Origin of the sequence: Pseudomonas sp. R2-60-08W, from assembly GCF_003852335.1 — a bacterium.
GTDB lineage: Bacteria > Pseudomonadota > Gammaproteobacteria > Pseudomonadales > Pseudomonadaceae > Aquipseudomonas.
The window spans coordinates 4,238,761-4,256,002 of sequence record NZ_CP027731.1 but is presented as its reverse complement, the minus strand read 5'-3'; the positions used below and the strand labels follow the sequence as shown (position 1 = coordinate 4,256,002).

The 17,242-nt window shown below is 59.9% G+C and carries 14 protein-coding genes; 9 read left to right on the top strand and 5 right to left on the bottom strand.

What is annotated here, in order from left to right:
• The first annotated feature begins 73 nt into the window (after nt 1–73).
• Nucleotides 74–1,498, top strand: coding sequence for a PLP-dependent aminotransferase family protein (locus C4J90_RS19275; RefSeq protein WP_124363937.1), 1,425 nt, complete (start codon nt 74–76; stop codon nt 1,496–1,498).
• 110 nt (nt 1,499–1,608) lie between these two features.
• On the opposite strand, the gene C4J90_RS19270 is transcribed toward C4J90_RS19275, so the two are convergent.
• On the bottom strand, nt 1,609–2,427 hold the full coding sequence (locus C4J90_RS19270; protein ID WP_003193298.1) for a pyruvate, water dikinase regulatory protein: 819 nt from the start codon (nt 2,425–2,427) through the stop codon (nt 1,609–1,611).
• A gap of 178 nt (nt 2,428–2,605) precedes the next feature.
• On the opposite strand from C4J90_RS19270, the gene ppsA reads away from it, so the two are divergent.
• The 8 genes from ppsA to C4J90_RS19230 all read left to right on the top strand — a co-directional run bounded on the left by ppsA (nt 2,606) and on the right by C4J90_RS19230 (nt 10,744).
• Nucleotides 2,606–4,981, top strand: coding sequence for a phosphoenolpyruvate synthase (gene ppsA, locus C4J90_RS19265; protein WP_124363936.1), 2,376 nt, complete (start codon nt 2,606–2,608; stop codon nt 4,979–4,981).
• A 106-nt stretch (nt 4,982–5,087) separates the two neighbouring features.
• Nucleotides 5,088–6,077 (top strand): alpha/beta fold hydrolase, encoded by a 990-nt coding sequence (locus tag C4J90_RS19260; RefSeq protein ID WP_124363935.1) that lies wholly within the window; start codon nt 5,088–5,090, stop codon nt 6,075–6,077.
• Nucleotides 6,078–6,307: 230 nt separating this feature from the next.
• Entirely contained in the window at nt 6,308–6,799 is a 492-nt protein-coding gene (rraA, locus tag C4J90_RS19255; RefSeq protein WP_124363934.1) for a ribonuclease E activity regulator RraA, read from the top strand.
• Nucleotides 6,800–6,823: 24 nt separating this feature from the next.
• Nucleotides 6,824–7,819, top strand: a complete 996-nt coding sequence (locus C4J90_RS19250) for a zinc transporter ZntB (RefSeq protein ID WP_124415324.1) — start codon at nt 6,824–6,826, stop codon at nt 7,817–7,819.
• 86 nt (nt 7,820–7,905) lie between these two features.
• The gene (locus C4J90_RS19245) at nt 7,906–8,151 is read left to right on the top strand and encodes a CrfX protein (RefSeq protein ID WP_124367959.1); all 246 of its coding nucleotides are present in this window, start codon (nt 7,906–7,908) and stop codon (nt 8,149–8,151) included.
• Nucleotides 8,152–8,153: 2 nt separating this feature from the next.
• A complete protein-coding gene (locus tag C4J90_RS19240) occupies nt 8,154–8,978 on the top strand; it encodes a mechanosensitive ion channel domain-containing protein (protein ID WP_003193288.1) in 825 nt (274 codons plus the stop codon).
• Between the two features lie 87 nt (nt 8,979–9,065).
• Nucleotides 9,066–9,656 (top strand): RNA polymerase sigma factor SigX, encoded by a 591-nt coding sequence (sigX, locus tag C4J90_RS19235; RefSeq protein WP_003193286.1) that lies wholly within the window; start codon nt 9,066–9,068, stop codon nt 9,654–9,656.
• 107 nt (nt 9,657–9,763) lie between these two features.
• Nucleotides 9,764–10,744, top strand: coding sequence for an OmpA family protein (locus C4J90_RS19230; protein ID WP_124371519.1), 981 nt, complete (start codon nt 9,764–9,766; stop codon nt 10,742–10,744).
• A gap of 60 nt (nt 10,745–10,804) precedes the next feature.
• Here the strand turns inward: C4J90_RS19230 and cobA are convergent, their stop codons facing one another.
• Genes cobA through nirB form a run of 4 tightly spaced genes read right to left on the bottom strand, consistent with a single transcriptional unit; the run spans nt 10,805 to nt 17,033 of the window.
• Entirely contained in the window at nt 10,805–11,548 is a 744-nt protein-coding gene (gene cobA / locus C4J90_RS19225) for a uroporphyrinogen-III C-methyltransferase (protein WP_124420589.1), read from the bottom strand.
• A gap of 9 nt (nt 11,549–11,557) precedes the next feature.
• Nucleotides 11,558–14,266: a nitrate reductase gene (locus C4J90_RS19220; RefSeq protein WP_124420588.1), complete on the bottom strand. Its 2,709-nt coding sequence runs from the start codon at nt 14,264–14,266 to the stop codon at nt 11,558–11,560.
• The gene (nirD, locus tag C4J90_RS19215; protein WP_057721197.1) at nt 14,266–14,583 is read right to left on the bottom strand and encodes a nitrite reductase small subunit NirD; all 318 of its coding nucleotides are present in this window, start codon (nt 14,581–14,583) and stop codon (nt 14,266–14,268) included. Before nirD ends, C4J90_RS19220 begins: the two co-directional genes overlap by 1 nt.
• The gene (gene nirB, locus C4J90_RS19210; RefSeq protein WP_124420587.1) at nt 14,580–17,033 is read right to left on the bottom strand and encodes a nitrite reductase large subunit NirB; all 2,454 of its coding nucleotides are present in this window, start codon (nt 17,031–17,033) and stop codon (nt 14,580–14,582) included. The genes nirD and nirB overlap by 4 nt, the downstream gene beginning before the upstream one ends.
• Between the last annotated feature and the right edge of the window lie 209 nt (nt 17,034–17,242).

The window sequence follows — 17,242 nt, the reverse complement described above, 5'->3', positions numbered from 1 at the left end:
CTCTATATTGAACTTGTTATAAGTGATTCAATCCGGTGATTGAACCCGCAAAAGCACACTATTAGGGCGAATGATGACTGTCAAAACAAATATTGACATGGTGTCAATTATGCGTGAGGGGTTGTCCAACGGTCAGGGCGTGAAGTACAAGCGCCTGTCCGATGTCATGGAAAGGGGCATCCTCGAAGGCACGATTGAACCGGGAAGAAAACTGCCGCCCCATCGGGTGCTTTCCGACAATCTGGGTGTCACCATCGGCACCATCAGCCGGGCCTACGGTGAGCTGGAGCGGCTAGGGTTGGTAGTGGCGCGTGTGGGTGACGGCACATTCGTGCGCAAGCGTGGGATGGAGCGCCAGCGTGATGAAGGCTTTCGCAATTTCAGCGAGGAGCCACGCCAGTACTTCGATATGAGCCGCAACATGCATATTCCCGGGCAGGAAACGGTGTTCCTGGCCCAGAGCTTTCAGACCCTGTCGACCAACGGCAAATTCCTCCAGGACATCAGCGCCTACACCCCGGATGCAGGCCTGCCGCGCTACCGTGAGGCCGGTGCGCAATGGCTGGTGCAGCGCGACTTCCATCCGATTCCCGAGCAGGTCATCTGCGTCAATGGCGGCCAGCACGGCCTGCTCTGCGCGATGATGGCGTTGCTGCGCGCCGGCGACACGGTGGTCACCGAGCAACTGACTTACCCAGGGCTGATCACCGCCGCGCGCATGCTGGGTGTGCGGCTGATCGGGCTGGAAATGGATGAAGAAGGTGTGTTGCCGGGCGCATTGGATGAAGTCTGTCGTAATCACCGGGTTTCGGCGCTGTACTGCACACCGACCATCCAGAATCCTACGACGGCGGTGTTATCGGTGGCGCGCCGGGAGGCGTTGGTCAAAGTCTGTCGCGAACACAATCTGCTGATTCTCGAGGACGAGGCCCATGGCGTTTTGGTGGAAGACCGCCCGCCACCGTTGAGCGCCTTTGCGCCCGAGCGGACGATTTTGATCAGCAGCCTGAGCAAAGCGGTGTCGGCTGGGCTGCGAGTCGGGTATGTGCATGCGCCACCGGCGCTGGTCAGTCGGGTTTCGGCGGCGTTGCGTTCGACCTGCTGGATGGCCACCCCGGTGACCCTGGAGTTGGCGACCCAGTGGATCGAAAACGGCACGGCCGAATACCTGCTGCGCCAGCAGATCAACGAGATCAGCCGGCGCAAGGCGTTGGTCGAAGGCTTATTGAATGGGCTGGCCTACCGCACTCACCTCAACAGCCCACACTTCTGGATCGAAGTGCCTGAACCCTGGCGCGCGTCGGAAATCGAGGCGGAGCTCAAACAGAACAATTACCTGATCGCGACCGCCGAGGCGTTTGCGGTGGGGCAGACCGCGGTGCCGCAGTTCATCCGGGCGAGTATCTGTAATACGTCGGGGGATGATCAGTTGTTGCGCGAGGGCTTCGATGCGCTGGCGACCGCGCTGGGCCAGGGTGGCGGCAGGTTTCACCTGTAGACCTGATGTACACCGGCCAAATGTGGGAGGGGGCTTGCCCCCGATGGCGCTGGATCAGCCGGTTAATTCGCCAACTGACACACCTCCGTCAGGAGCAAACCTCCCCAAGGCTACTTGAACCGCCGCTCCACACCTTTCTCCACCAGAATCTTCGCTGAAATCTCTTCCACCGAAAAATGCGTGGAATTGATGTGCGCAATATTCTCGCGACGGAACAGATTTTCCACTTCACGCACTTCAAATTCGCATTGGGCGTAGCTGGAATAGCGGCTGTTGGGCTTGCGTTCATTGCGGATCGCAGTGAGCCGGTCCGGGTCGATGGTCAGCCCGAACAGCTTGTGCGAATGCGCACGCAGCGCGGCTGGCAGCGTCAGGTGTTCCATGTCGTCTTCGGTCAGCGGGTAGTTGGCCGCGCGGATACCGAATTGCATGGCCATGTACAGGCAGGTGGGTGTCTTGCCGCAGCGCGACACGCCGACCAGGATCAGGTCGGCCTTGTCGTAGTAGTGCGTGCGGGCGCCGTCATCGTTGTCGAGGGCGAAGTTCACCGCCTCGATCCGCTCCATATAGTTGGAGTTATGCCCAATGGAATGGGACTTTCCGACGGAGTAAGAGGAATGTTCGCTCAGCTCCTGTTCCAATGGCGCCAGGAACGTGGAGAAGATGTCGATCATGAAACCATTCGACGTTGCGAGAATCTCACGAATGTCTTGATTGACGATGGTGTCGAAAATGATCGGGCGAAAGCCGTCTTTTTCAGCCGCCAGATTGATTTGTTGTACCATGGCCCGCGCTTTGTCCACGCTGTCTATATAAGGCCGTGTGAATTTGGCGAAGGTAATGTTTTCGAACTGCGCGAGCAGGCTCTGGCCCAGTGTTTCGGCCGTGATGCCGGTGCCATCGGAAATAAAGAAAGCAGATCGTTTCATTTGAGCCCTGGGCCTTAAGCTGATGGCGAATCTTGGATATGATAGGCGCGATTTTGCCGTCCCGCAGTGGGCCGCATTCTCACTTATTTTCCAGGTCCAGGCCACAAGCGCTGGCGTTCGCTCCTACTGAGCAAGCCGCGTCCTGAGCTTTTCCAACACAGAAAGTGGAGAGATCACCTTGGTAGAGTACGTAGTTTCCCTCGATAAGCTCGGCGTCCATGATGTAGAGCATGTGGGGGGCAAGAACGCATCCCTCGGCGAGATGATCAGTAATCTTGCAGGCGCCGGTGTCTCGGTGCCGGGTGGTTTTGCCACCACGGCCCAGGCTTACCGTGATTTCCTCGAGCTGAGCGGCCTCAATGCCCAGATCCACGCCGCGCTGGACGCCCTGGACGTCGATGACGTCAACGCCCTGGCCAAAACCGGCAGCCAGATCCGCCAATGGATCATGGATGCCGAGTTCCCCGAGAAGCTCAACGAAGAGATCCGCACCGCCTTCGCCACCTTGTCCGCCGGTAACCCGGATATGGCCGTCGCCGTGCGCTCCTCGGCCACCGCCGAAGACTTGCCGGACGCCTCGTTCGCCGGTCAGCAAGAGACCTTCCTCAACATCCGCGGCGTGGAGAACGTGATCCGCGCGGCCAAGGAAGTGTTTGCCTCGCTGTTCAACGACCGCGCCATTTCCTACCGCGTGCACCAGGGTTTCGACCACAAGCTGGTGGCCTTGTCTGCCGGTGTGCAGCGCATGGTGCGTTCGGAAACCGGCACCGCCGGCGTGATGTTCACCCTCGATACCGAATCGGGCTTCCGTGACGTGGTATTCATCACCGGCGCCTACGGCCTGGGCGAAACCGTCGTACAAGGCGCGGTGAATCCGGATGAATTCTACGTGCACAAGCACACCCTTGAGGCCGGCCGCCCGGCCATCCTGCGCCGCAACCTGGGCAGCAAGGCGATCAAGATGATCTACGGCGACGAGGCCAAGGCCGGTCGTTCCGTTAAAACAGTGGACGTCGACAAGGCCGAGCGCGCGCGTTTCTGCCTCTCCGACGCTGAAGTCAGCGAATTGGCCAAGCAAGCGATGATCATCGAGAAGCACTACAAGTGTCCGATGGACATCGAATGGGCCAAGGACGGTGACGACGGCAAGCTGTACATCGTGCAGGCCCGTCCCGAGACCGTTAAGAGCCGCACGTCGGCCAACGTCATGGAACGCTACCTGCTGAAAGAAACCGGCACGGTGCTGGTGGAAGGCCGAGCCATTGGCCAGCGCATCGGCGCCGGCAAGGTACGCATCATCAAGGACGTGTCCGAGATGGACAAAGTCCAGCCGGGCGACGTGCTGGTCTCCGACATGACCGACCCGGACTGGGAACCGGTGATGAAACGCGCCAGCGCCATCGTCACCAACCGTGGCGGGCGTACGTGCCACGCGGCGATTATCGCCCGTGAGCTGGGCATTCCTGCGGTCGTCGGTTGCGGCAACGCCACCCAGCTGTTGAAAGATGGCCAGGGTGTGACCGTGTCCTGCGCCGAAGGCGACACCGGTTTCATCTTCGAAGGCGAGCTGGGCTTCGACATCAAGCAGAACTCCATCGACGCCATGCCGGACCTGCCGTTCAAGATCATGATGAACGTCGGCAACCCGGACCGCGCCTTTGACTTCGCGCAGTTGCCGAACGCCGGTGTGGGCCTGGCCCGCCTGGAGTTCATCATCAACCGTATGATCGGCGTGCACCCCAAGGCCCTGTTGAACTACGACGGCCTGCCGCTGGACATCAAGGAAAGCGTCGACAAGCGCATCGCCGGCTACAACGACCCGGTGGGCTTCTATGTCGAGAAGCTGGTGGAAGGCATCAGCACCCTGGCGGCGGCGTTCTACCCGAAAAAAGTCATCGTGCGCCTGTCGGACTTCAAGTCCAACGAATACGCGAACCTGATCGGCGGCAAGCTCTACGAGCCGGAAGAAGAAAACCCGATGCTGGGCTTCCGTGGCGCCTCGCGTTATATCAGCGAAGCGTTCCGTGACTGCTTCGAACTCGAATGCCGCGCCCTCAAGCGTGTGCGCAACGAGATGGGGCTGACCAACGTCGAAATCATGGTGCCGTTCGTGCGCACCCTGGGCGAGGCGAGCCAGGTGGTCGACCTGCTGGCTGAAAACGGTTTGACGCGCGGCGAGAACGGCCTGCGGGTCATCATGATGTGCGAGCTGCCGTCCAACGCCATCCTGGCCGAAGAGTTCCTGGAGTTCTTCGACGGTTTCTCCATCGGCTCCAACGACCTGACCCAGCTGACCCTGGGCCTGGACCGCGACTCCGGGATCATCGCTCACCTGTTCGACGAGCGAAATCCTGCGGTCAAGAAGCTGCTGGCCAACGCCATCCAGGCGTGTAACAAGGCCGGCAAGTACATCGGTATCTGCGGTCAGGGCCCTTCCGATCACCCTGACTTGGCCAAGTGGCTGATGGAACAGGGCATCGAAAGCGTCTCGCTGAACCCCGACTCCGTGCTGGAAACCTGGTTCTTCCTCGCCGAAGGCCAAGCGCCCGCTTAACGTCGCTACGTCAAAAGTGCCGGTCACCCGTTGAGGGTGACCGGCATTCTTATCTGTACAGGGCGGAACTCCTACCGGACGCCGCCCTTTTTTGTGCAAGAAGATTATGCAAAGCAGCAGCAACCTGTTTCCCGTCGCCTTGATCAGCGCTGAACGTCGTGGCGACCTGAGTGAAGATGTGTACCGCCTCAAGCCCGGTAACAGCCCCGACGGTACCGTCGAACTGGCGGTTACCCGTCTGGGCCTGGCCGATGTCCCGGAAAACCGGGGCACGCCGGTTATTTTCTTGCACGGCAGTTTTTCCAATCGGCGCTTCTGGTATTCGCCCAAGGGCATCGGTCTGGGGGCTCACTTGGCACGCCAGGGGTTTGATGTATGGATCCCGGAAATGCGCGGCCATGGCCTGTCCAAGCGCAACCACGACTACGCCCGCAACCGTGTCGCCGATTACGCGCGTTACGATTTGCCGGCCATTGGTGCGTTTGTGCACGAGCAAAGCGGGCAGGCTGCGCACTGGATCGGGCATTCCCTCGGCGCCACCACGTTGGTTGCCGCGCTGGGCGGGCAATACCTGGGCGCACAGTGGGTGGCTTCGGTGGCGATCTTTGGTTGCCAGGTCAGCCGCACGTATTGGCCGTTGAAAATTCCACCGGTGGAATGGGGCGGTCGATTTATCTTGAAGCGTCTTGCCCAAGTGTCCGGCCCACGATTCAAACGCGGGCCCGAGGATGAACCGGCCGGCGTGCTAATCGAAGCGATGCGTTGGAATGGCCTGTTCGGCCGCTTTGGCGACGCCGAGCGCGATTGGTGGAAAGGCCTGGCAGAGGTTGACGTGCCGCTGTTGGCGGTCAGCGCGGCGGGCGACCGGCAAGACCCGGACTGGGCATGTCGCAAGCTGTTTGAGCAAGTCGGCAGCGAACATCGCCAATACCTGTGTCTGGGGCGTCGGCAGGGTTTTACCGATGATTTCGGGCATGTACAAATGCTGGTCAGCAAAGCGGCACAGGCCCAAGTGTGGCCGTTGGTGGAACGTTGGTTGAAAGACCCGCTGACACCTGTGTTCGGCACCCGGCCCGAGGTGGCTGCGGTCGTTTGACGAAGCCCTCTACCGAGGGCGTTTCACTCTTGTGTGGTTGCGGCTAAGATATGACGCCTCAGGCGCTTCTGGTCATATTCAGTCGCGTAACGGCCGTTGCGTTACGCGCAGGTGAGTCTGATCATGGCCGGCATTCGCGGCCAAGTCCTTAAAGAATGCCTGTTGCAAGACGTTTTTCTGATGTACACCCTGGGATGTCCGACCTCATTTTTGACGACAGGAGTTTCTCGATGAACCATTACGTGACCCCCGACCTGTGTGACGCGTACCCGGAACTGGTACAGGTGGTCGAGCCGATGTTCAGCAACTTCGGTGGCCGAGATTCCTTCGGCGGCGAAATTGTGACCATCAAGTGCTTCGAAGATAACTCTCTGGTCAAGGAACAGGCCGAGCAGCCGGGTACCGGCAAGGTGTTGGTAGTCGATGGCGGTGGTTCGCTGCGGCGTGCGTTGCTGGGTGACCTGATCGCCGAGAAAGCCGCGAAAAATGGCTGGGAAGGCATGGTGATCTACGGGTGCATCCGCGACGTCGATGTGATTGCCCAGACCGATCTGGGCGTGCAGGCCCTGGCCTCTCATCCGATGAAAACCGACAAGCGCGGCCTTGGCGACCTGAACGTGGTGGTGACCTTTGCGGGCGTGACGTTCCGCCCAGGCGAATACGTGTATGCCGATAACAACGGTGTGATCGTCTCGCCCAGCCCACTGAAAATGCCTGAATAAACGCAGTAGCCGAAAGGGGTGAGGATGTTCGAGGAAGAAAACGCGCAATGGGGGCTGGTGCATGCCCTGGTGCTGGACGGTAAAGGCGGTGCGCGTTCGATTGCCCGGACTGAGCTTGACGCGTTGCAACTGCAGCCTCAGGAAAGCCTGTGGCTGCATTGGGACCGCAGCCACCCTCAAACCCAGACCTGGCTGCGCAAATCCAGCGGTTTGAGCGAATTTGCGTGTGACCTCCTGCTGGAAGAAAACACCCGCCCACGGCTGCTGCCGTTGCCGGATGCCGAACTGCTGCTGTTTTTGCGTGGGATCAATCTCAACCCCGGCGCGGAACCGGAGGACATGGTTTCGGTACGTATCTTCGCAGCTGCCAGTCGTGTGATTTCCCTGCGTTTGCGCCCGCTACGCGCGACCGATGAGCTGCTGGTGCAACTGGCCGAGGGTAAGGGGCCAAGAACTGCGTCTGAACTCATCCTTTATATGGCGCAGTACCTGACCAACAAAGTGCAGGATCTGGTCACCGGGCTGTCCGAAATCGTCGATTCCGAGGAAGAAAAACTCGATGCCGACGAACGGTATACCCCGGAGCACGGCAGCGTATTGCAGATCCGTCGGCGAGCGGCCGGGCTCAAGCGTTTTCTGGCGCCGCAACGGGATATTTTCGCGCAGCTGACGCGGATCAAACTGGCGTGGTTTTGTGACGACGACGCCGACTACTGGAACGAATTGCACAACAGCCTGACCCGTTACCTGGAAGAGCTCGAATTGGCCAGAGAGCGCGTGGGGCTTGTGCTTGAGGCCGAAGACCGGCGCTTGAGCCTGCGCATGAACCGCACGATGTACCGTTTCGGAATCATCACCGGCATCTTCTTGCCGATGAGTTTTTTGACCGGCCTGCTGGGCATCAATGTGGGGGGGATACCGTTTTCCAGCAGCCCCTACGGATTCATGATTGCCTGCCTGCTGATGGTCTGCGTGGCCCTGGGGCAATGGTGGTTGTTTCGACGGTTGCGCTGGGTTTGAGCTGAATATGAGCTGAACGTAGGAAAGGGCCGATGTGACCCGATGAATTTTACCCTCGTCTTTTAAATCACTTGCGAGAGGTCTCTATGCACGATCCGTTCGAACAGTCTTTGCGTGACATGCTCAATGCTTCGCCATCCAACCGTGATGATGACGCTTGCCTGGGTCGCGTACTGAAAACCGCCAACCGTCAGGTTGGGGCGGGTGACCTGTTCGGTCTGCTCGGGCGCTGGGTGCCGGCATTGATGATGGCCCTGAACAACGGTTCGGCCCATGTGTCACCGGTTTCCCGTAGTAAACCTCTTGCTCGCACTGCTGATAAGGCTGACTGAATATGGAACTTGATCTCTGGACCCAGAGCCTGGTCACCGCGATGACCGCATTGTGGACCAAGGTGGCGAATTTCATTCCCAACCTGTTTGGTGCCCTGGTCCTGGTATTGCTGGGCTTTGTCGTGGCCAAGTTGCTCGACACCCTGCTGTCCAAATTGCTCGCCAAACTCGGGCTGGATCGCCTGATGGCCGGCACCGGCCTGACCAAGCTGCTGGGCCGCGCCGGGCTGCAAGTGCCGATTTCTACGCTGATCGGCAAGATCGTTTATTGGTTCGTTCTACTGATTTTTCTGGTTTCTGCGGCTCAGTCCCTTGGACTTGAGCGAGTTTCAGCTACGCTCGACATGCTGGCACTGTATTTGCCGAAAGTTTTCGGCGGCGCGCTGGTGTTGCTGGTAGGTGTTTTGCTCGCCCAACTGGCCAATGGCCTGGTGCGCGGAGCCGCTGAAGGCGTCGGGCTGGATTACGCGGCAGGCCTGGGGCGAATTGCCCAGGGGCTGGTGATCATCATCAGCATTTCCGTCGCGATCAGCCAATTGGAGGTCAAGACTGACCTGCTGAACCACGTTATTGTGATCGTTTTGATTACCGTTGGTCTGGCCGTTGCGCTGGCCATGGGGTTGGGAAGCCGGGAAATTGCCGGTCAGATTCTTGCGGGAATCTATGTGCGTGAGCTATATCAAGTTGGGCAACAAGTGCGTGTGGGCGAGGTTGAAGGGCAAATCGAGGAGATCGGCACAGTCAAGACGACCGTGCTGACCGATGACGGAGAACTGGTGTCGCTGTCCAACCGGATTCTCCTGGAGCAGCAGGTCAGTAGCCGCTAAACCGGCAAACCCTGCTAATGTACGCCGCCGCGAACCCGGCTGACCGGGTTGCAGCGGACATTGACCTGACTGCCGGCACGACTTGTTTTGAATAAAGCCCAAACGCTGTCCACGCGCTATGACCCCCGTGAGCTCTCTGATGAGGAGTTGGTCGCGCGGTCGCACACGGAGCTGTTTCACGTAACACGCGCGTACGAAGAATTGATGCGCAGGTATCAACGCACTCTGTTCAACGTTTGTTCAAGGTATTTGGGGAACGATAGAGATGCCGATGATGTCTGTCAGGAAGTGATGCTCAAGGTGCTGTACGGCCTGAAGAACTTCGAGGGCAAATCGAAGTTCAAGACCTGGCTCTACAGCATCACCTACAACGAGTGCATCACGCAGTATCGGAAGGAACGGCGAAAGCGTCGCTTGATGGACGCTTTGAGTCTGGACCCCCTTGAGGAGGCGTCTGAAGAAAAGGCGCCGGCACCCGAGGAAAAGGGCGGACTTGATCGCTGGCTGGTGCATGTGAACCCGATTGACCGTGAAATTCTGGTGCTACGTTTCGTCGCAGAATTGGAATTTCAGGAAATCGCTGACATCATGCATATGGGCTTGAGTGCTACAAAAATGCGTTACAAACGTGCTCTTGATAAATTACGTGAGAAATTTGCGGGCGAGACTGAAACTTAGTGCGTAGCAAATATCTCTTACGTGTAGGCAAGTTCTGTTAGACTTGTCGCCGAGTTGTCCCCCGGTTTGTGGGACTGCTTTACAATCACCAGATGGGGATTTAACGGATGAAACTGAAAAACACCTTGGGCTTGGCCATTGGTTCTCTTATTGCCGCTACTTCTTTCGGCGTTCTGGCACAAGGCCAAGGCGCAGTTGAAGGCGAGCTGTTCTACAAGAAGCAGTACAACGATAGCGTCAAGCACATCGAAGACGGCTTCAATCCTGGCGCTCGCATCGGTTACTTCTTGACCGACGACCTGTCCTTGAACCTGTCCTACGACAAGACTAACCACACCCGTTCGAACGACGGTACTGGTAGCCAGAAGATCAAAGGTGATACCGGCAGCCTGGTTGCCCAATATCACTTCGGTCAAGCTGGCGTTGACAGCCTGCGTCCATACGTTGAAGGCGGTTTCGGCCACCAGAGCCGTGGCAACGTAAAAGCTGACGGTCACAGCGGTCGCGATCAGACTACTTTCGCTACCATCGGTACCGGCGTGAAGTACTACTTCACCAACAACCTGTACGCTCGTGCTGGTGTTGAAGCTGACTACGGTCTGGACAACGGCAAGTGGGACTACTCCGCACTGGTTGGCCTGGGTGTGAACTTCGGCGGTAACGCTGGCGCAGCTGCTCCAGCTCCTACCCCAGCACCAGCTCCAGAGCCAGTTCCAGAGCCAGAAGCTCCGGTTGCTCAGGTTGTTCGTGTTGAGCTGGACGTTAAGTTCGACTTCGACAAGTCGGTTGTTAAGCCTAACAGCTACGGCGACGTCAAAAACCTGGCCGACTTCATGGCTCAGTACCCAGACACCAACGTAGAAGTTGCTGGTCACACTGACTCCGTAGGTCCAGACGCTTACAACCAGAAGCTGTCCCAGCGTCGTGCTGACGCTGTTAAGCAAGTCCTGGTTAAAGATGGCGTAGCTCCTAGCCGCATCACTTCCGTAGGTTACGGCGAATCCCGCCCAGTTGCTGACAACGCAACTGAAGCTGGTCGCGCTGTTAACCGTCGCGTAGAAGCAGCGGTTGAAGCTCAAGCTAAGTAATTAGCCGAGCTTCACAAAAAGCCCGGCTTAGGCCGGGCTTTTTTTCGCCTGTGATTTGCCTCAGGCGCTGGCGGCTGCCGCGATGCAAGCCATCTGGGCTGCGCTGGCAACACGGCCAATCACCAGAATCGCCGGGCTCTTCAGCGCAAACGCCTGCGCGTCTTTATGCATGGCGGCGAGGTCGCTACGGCATTCGCGCTGCTCGGGCAACGACGCATTTTCGATCATCGCCACTGGCATATCCGCAGCCATGCCACCTTCCAGCAACTGTTGCCGAATCTCTTCCAGCTTGGCGACGCCCATATACACCACCAGCGTCGTGCCTCCCTCGGCCAGTGCGCGCCAATTCAGGCTGCTGTCGTCCTGGGTATGCGCCGTGACCAACGTCACGCCACGGCTTACGCCGCGCAACGTCAACGGGATATCGCAATTGGTCGCTCCGGCCAGCCCTGAGGTAATGCCATTGACCAGCTCCACCTCGATGCCACGCTCGCGCAGCCAGGTTGCCTCTTCGCCACCCCGGCCGAAAATGCACGGGTCGCCCCCTTTGAGCCGCACCACGCACTTGCCCTGGCGCGCGTAACGCAGCATCAGGCGGTGAATAAAATCCTGCGGCGTGGAACGACAGCCGCCACGCTTGCCGACGGTGATCACGCGCGCATCGGCGCAGTGCTCCAGCACGGCCGGGTTGACCAGATCGTCAATCAGCACCACATCCGCTTCATGCAGGGCTCTTACCGCTTTGAGGGTGAGCAATTCCGGATCACCGGGCCCGGCGCCTACCAGCCAAACTTTTGCGCTCATGGTGTTACCTCACAGACTGATTGCGATTGGCTGCGGGCTGGCGGCCAACAGACGTTTGATTTCCGGCACGCAGGAGCCGCATTGCGTGCCGCATCCCAGTGCTTGTTTGAGCCCATTCAGGTCCAGGCCACGGGCGATCCCGGCGCACACCGCGTTTTCGCTGACATTTCTGCAGTTGCACAGGACCTTGCTGCTGGCTGCGGCACCCCCCGGTGGCGCGCTTAACGGCGCCAATAGCCAGCGGCGTAATTGATCGTCGGCGCGGCCTTCCAGCCAGAGGCTCTGCAGCCAATGGCGGGCGAGGGTTTCGCCGGCCAGGCGCAACGCGGTAATGCGGCCTTTTTCGATTTTCACCCGTTTACCGATGGAGCGGCGCGGGTCGTCATACGCCATCACCGGGCCGTCATTGAGCCCCAGCAACTGGTCGATGCGGTTCAGCAACTGCAGGGCTGGCGCCTCGGTATGGGCTGCACGCACCAGCAACGCGGGACGCTCACGTCCGGACAGGCTCAGGCTGACGTAGGCAAAACCCTCACAGAGCGGGCGCAGGGCTTCGAAATGTCGCTGCACGTCGCCCTCGATCAGCGCAAACAGTTGCCACGGCAGTTGCACGGCTTCCAGGCGCACACCGCTGTGTTTGAGTTCCGGCTGTTTCGATAACGGGTCGAACGCCGGCTGGGTCAGCACGTTGACGCCGCCTTTGAGAAAACGGTCGCCCCAATGCATGGGCAGGAACGCCTGGCCGGGGCGCACGCTGTCATCGCTGGTGACCGCGACGATGACATTGCCCCGACGGCTTTTCAGGCTGACCAGGTCGCCTTCTTTGAAGCGGTGACGGCGCAACTCGTCCGGGTGCAGGCTCAACAGCGCTTCGCTGACATGCCCGAACAGCTGCGCCGCCGTGCCGGTACGGCTCATGCCGTGCCATTGGTCGCGCAGGCGGCCGGTGATCAGGGTCAGGGGGAAGCGTGCGTCACGCTGCTCTTTGGCGGCGCGGTAAGGGTCGGCGACAAACTGCGCACGACCATTAGCGGTGGGGAAAATGCCCTCCACATAGAGTCGGGGCGTCCCGGACTGTGCACCGGTTGGAAACGGCCACTGTTGCGGACCGAGCCGGTCAAGCAGGGCATGGCTGATGCCTGACAAGTCCAGATCGCGGTCCCGGGTCAACAGCTTGAACTCGTCAAAAATCTGCGCAGGTTGCTCGAAGGCAAACAGGCTGCTCAGGCCCGGCCGCAGACGACGCTCCAGGCGTTGAGCGAAATCCACCGTAATCGCCCAATCCGGCCGCGCTTCTCCCGGTGCGCTGATGGCGCGTCGCACGTGGGAAATACGCCGTTCGGAGTTGGTCACCGTGCCTTCTTTTTCACCCCAGCTGGCGGCGGGCAACAGCAGGTCTGCGTAGGCGGCGGTCTCGGTGGTTCGAAACGCCTCCTGCAACACCACAAACGGACAGGTCGCCAAGGCTGCACGCACGGCATTCTGGTCCGGCAATGATTGGGCGGGGTTGGTGCAGGCGATCCACAACGCTTTGATCTTGCCCGCCTGGACCTGCTCGAACAGTTCGATGGCCGTGAGGCCGGTGCTAGCGGGCAGTTGATCGACGCCCCAATAAGCGGCGACTTCCGCGCGGTGTTCGGGGTTGGCGGCGTCGCGATGCCCAGGCAGCAAATTCGACAAGCTGCCGGTTTCGCGCCCGCCCATGGCATTGGGTTGGCCGGTCAGGGAAAACGGCCCGCAGCCTGGCCGGCCAATCGTACCGGTGGCCAGGTGCAGGTTGATCAGCGCGCTGTTTTTCGCGCTGCCCGCAGTAGATTGGTTCAGCCCCATGCACCACAACGACAAGAAGCTACTGGAGGTGCCCACCCACTGCGCGCACAGGCGTAACTGCTCGACACTGATCCCGCACAATTGCGTGACCATCTGCGGCGTGTAGTCATGCACCAGGCGTTTCAGCTCGACCAGGCCGTCGGTATGTGCCTGGATAAACTCGCGGTCGATCCAGTCTTCCCACAGCAGCAGATGCAAAATCCCATGGAACAACGCGACGTCGGTCCCCGGCAGGATCGCCAGGTGCAGGTCAGCCAGGTCGCAGGTGTCGGTACGCCGTGGGTCGATCACCACCACTTTCATCTGTGGGCGGCGCGCCTTGGCTTCTTCCAGACGTCGGAACAACACTGGATGAGCGTAGGCCATGTTACTGCCGACGATCATCACGCAGTCGCTGGTGTCCAGGTCTTCATAGCTGCAGGGCGGGGCATCGGCGCCCAGGCTGCGCTTGTATCCAACGACGGCCGAGGACATGCACAGCCGCGAGTTGCTATCGATATTGTTGGTGCCGACCAGGGCACGCGCCAGTTTGTTGAAGCTGTAGTAGTCCTCGGTCAGCAATTGCCCGGAGATGTAGAAGGCCACGCTGTCCGGCCCGTGCGCGGCGATGGTCTCGGCAAATACCGTGGCCGCATGTTCCAGGGCGGTATCCCAGTCGGTACGGGCGCGGGCCAGGTCTTTGCCCAAGCGCAATTCCGGGTACAAGGCGCGGGCGTCGAGGTCACCGGTCAGATGCAGGCTGGCGCCCTTGCTGCACAGCTTGCCGAAGTTGGCCGGGTGGTCCGGATCGCCTTGCACGCCGAGGATCCGGGTGCCGTCATGCTCAATCAGCACGCCGCAGCCCACCCCGCAATAACAGCAGGTGGACGCGGTGACCTGGCGGTCCATCACCCTGCGTCCCGCAGGGCCAGCATCACTCGGCCGTTTTCCACGCGGGCGAGGTGATGATGGGCGCAGCCGATATCCGGCGCCTGGGCTTCGCCGGACGCCAAATCGATCTGCCAATTGTGCAGCGGGCAGGCCACGCGCTTGCCATAGATCAAACCTTGGGACAGTGGCCCGCCTTTGTGCGGACAACGGTCATCGAGGGCGAAGACCTCATCGTCGCTAGTGCGAAAAATCGCAATGTCGCCCTTGGGCCCGTTGATGATGCGCGAGCCCAATGCGTTGATTTCTTCCAGGGCGCAGATATCCAGCCAGTTCATGCTGGCACCTCCAATTGCTTGACCGGGATGACGTCGAATTCCTTTTTCAGCAGCGGCTGTTCCAGGCGTTCTTTCCAGGGGTCTTGCTCGAACGACAGCGAAAACTGCAGGCGCTCGTTGAGGGCCTGGCGCCGGGCCGGGTCTTCGAGTACGGCATTCTTGATATGGTCCATGCCCACCCGCTGCAGGTAATGCACGGTGCGCTCCAGGTAGAAGGCTTCTTCGCGGTACAACTGCAGGAATGCGCCGTTGTATTCGCGCACTTGCTCGGCGGTCTTGAGTTTGACGAAGAACTCCGCGACTTCGGTTTTGATCCCGCCGTTGCCGCCGATATACATCTCCCAGCCTGAGTCCACGCCGATGATTCCCACGTCCTTGATGCCTGCTTCCGAGCAATTGCGCGGGCAGCCGGACACTGCCAGCTTGACCTTGTGCGGCGACCACATATTGAACAGGTCGTGCTCCAGCTCGATGCCCAGTTGCGTCGAATTTTGCGTACCGAAGCGGCAGAACTCGCTGCCCACGCAGGTCTTCACGGTACGGATGGATTTGCCGTAGGCATGCCCGGACGGCATGTCGAGGTCTTTCCAGACGCCGGGCAAGTCCTGCTTCTTGATGCCGAGCAAGTCGATGCGCTGGCCGCCGGTCACCTTGACCATGGGCACGTTGTACTTGTCGGCCACATCGGCGATACGGCGCAGCTCCGACGGATTGGTCACGCCGCCCCACATGCGTGGGACGACGGAATAGGTGCCGTCTTTCTGGATATTCGCGTGGGCGCGCTCGTTGATCAGGCGCGACTGCGGGTCGTCCTTGGCTTCGCCCGGCCAGGTGGAAATCAGGTAGTAGTTCAGCGCCGGGCGGCAGGTGGCGCAACCGTTGGGCGTGCGCCAGTTAAGGTAGCTCATGGTGCCGGCGATGGTCAGCAGGTGCTGGTCGCGAATGGCCTGGCGGATTTGCCCGTGGTTGAGGTCGCTGCAACCGCAGATGGCTTTTTCGCTCTTGGGTTTGACGTCGGCGGCACCGCCCACGGTGTTGATCAGGATCTGCTCCACCAGCCCCGCGCAAGACCCGCACGAGCTGGCGGCCTTGGTGTGCTTTTTCACCTCATCGACGCTGAACAGCCCTTGTTCCTGGATCGCCTTGACGATGGTGCCCTTGCACACGCCATTGCAGCCGCAGACCTCGGCGTTGTCGGCCATGCTCATGGCTTTGTCCTGGCCCTGATGGCCTACGTCGCCCAGTGCATTTTCGCCAAACATCAGATGGTCACGAATCTCGCCAATCGCGTGGTTCTCACGGATCTGGCGGAAATACCAACCGCCATCGGCGGTATCGCCGTACAGGCAGGCGCCGACCAGGATGTCGTCCTTGATCACCAGTTTTTTGTACACGCCGCCGATGGGGTCGGAGAGGGTGATGGTTTCAGTGCCTTCGCCGCCCATGAAGTCTCCGGCGGAGAACAGGTCGATGCCGGTGACTTTCAGCTTGGTGGAGGTGACCGAACCTTTGTAGGTGGCAAAACCCAGCTGGGCGAGATGGTTGGCGCAGACCTTGGCCTGTTCGAAAAGCGGCGCCACCAGGCCGTAGGCAATCCCACGGTGGCTGGCGCATTCGCCGATGGCATAGATGCGCGGGTCGTAGGTTTGCATCGTGTCGTTGACCAGAATCCCACGGTTGCAGGGGATGCCGGACTTTTCCGCAAGTTCGGTGTTGGGGCGGATACCAGCGGCCATCACCACCAGGTCGGCGGGAATGATGTCGCCATTTTTGAATTGCACCGAGCCGACCCGGCCGTTGCCGGCATCGTGCAAGGCCTGGGTCTGTTCGCACAGGCGGAACACCAGGCCACGGCTTTCCAATTCGGTTTGCAGCAGTTGGCCGCTGGTTTTGTCCAGTTGCCGTTCCAGCAGCCATTCACCGATGTGCACCACGGTCACCTGCATGCCGCGCAGCATCAAGCCGTTTGCGGCCTCAAGGCCCAGCAGCCCACCACCAATGACCACGGCGTGCTTGTGGGTCTTGGCGGTGTCAATCATGGCCTGGGTGTCGGCGATATCGCGGTAGCCGATCACGCCCTGCAAGGTGTTACCGGGAATGGGCAGGATAAACGGCGTAGAGCCGGTGGCGATCAGCAGGCGATCGTATTCGGCTTCGGTACCGTCTTCGGCGATGACCCGGCGCTTCACTCGATCGATCTGCACCACCTTGCGGTTGAGCAGCAGCTTGACGTTGTTATCGAGGTACCAGTCCAGGTCGTTGAGCACGATCTCTTCGAAGGTCTGCTCGCCGGCCAATACCGGCGACAGCAGGATGCGGTTGTAGTTGGTGTGGGGCTCGGCGCCGAACACGGTGATGTCATAGAGGTCGCTGCTGAGCTTGAGCAGTTCTTCCAGGGTGCGAACCCCGGCCATGCCGTTGCCGATCATCACCAGTTTGAGTTTTTTCATGTCGCTCTCCGACCAATCACGCGCAAACAAAAAAAGGCGTCCCCGCTAGTTACCTTGCGAGGACGCCTTTGTCCTGGTCCCGTTCTCTCGGGAAGCTCGGCCCTTCGACGTTGAAGGAGCGGCTATATGTGGGTTGTTGGGATAGGTAATGCAGCAGCTGTGCCAAGTGCCGATGCCCCCAGTTTTATTGGGCATTTAGCGCGAATGCC

Bases quoted from the DNA above. Each gene is read 5' to 3' on its own strand.
- C4J90_RS19240 (WP_003193288.1), top strand. From the start codon at position 8,154: ATGGAACTTGATCTCTGGACCCAGAGCCTGGTCACCGCGATGACCGCA.
- rraA (WP_124363934.1), top strand. From the start codon at position 6,308: ATGAACCATTACGTGACCCCCGACCTGTGTGACGCGTACCCGGAACTG.
- C4J90_RS19220 (WP_124420588.1), bottom strand. From the start codon at position 14,266: ATGGACCGCCAGGTCACCGCGTCCACCTGCTGTTATTGCGGGGTGGGC.
- C4J90_RS19260 (WP_124363935.1), top strand. From the start codon at position 5,088: ATGCAAAGCAGCAGCAACCTGTTTCCCGTCGCCTTGATCAGCGCTGAA.
- nirD (WP_057721197.1), bottom strand. From the start codon at position 14,583: ATGAACTGGCTGGATATCTGCGCCCTGGAAGAAATCAACGCATTGGGC.
- nirB (WP_124420587.1), bottom strand. From the start codon at position 17,033: ATGAAAAAACTCAAACTGGTGATGATCGGCAACGGCATGGCCGGGGTT.
- C4J90_RS19230 (WP_124371519.1), top strand. From the start codon at position 9,764: ATGAAACTGAAAAACACCTTGGGCTTGGCCATTGGTTCTCTTATTGCC.
- C4J90_RS19250 (WP_124415324.1), top strand. From the start codon at position 6,824: ATGTTCGAGGAAGAAAACGCGCAATGGGGGCTGGTGCATGCCCTGGTG.
- C4J90_RS19275 (WP_124363937.1), top strand. From the start codon at position 74: ATGACTGTCAAAACAAATATTGACATGGTGTCAATTATGCGTGAGGGG.
- C4J90_RS19270 (WP_003193298.1), bottom strand. From the start codon at position 2,427: ATGAAACGATCTGCTTTCTTTATTTCCGATGGCACCGGCATCACGGCC.
- cobA (WP_124420589.1), bottom strand. From the start codon at position 11,548: ATGAGCGCAAAAGTTTGGCTGGTAGGCGCCGGGCCCGGTGATCCGGAA.
- C4J90_RS19245 (WP_124367959.1), top strand. From the start codon at position 7,906: ATGCACGATCCGTTCGAACAGTCTTTGCGTGACATGCTCAATGCTTCG.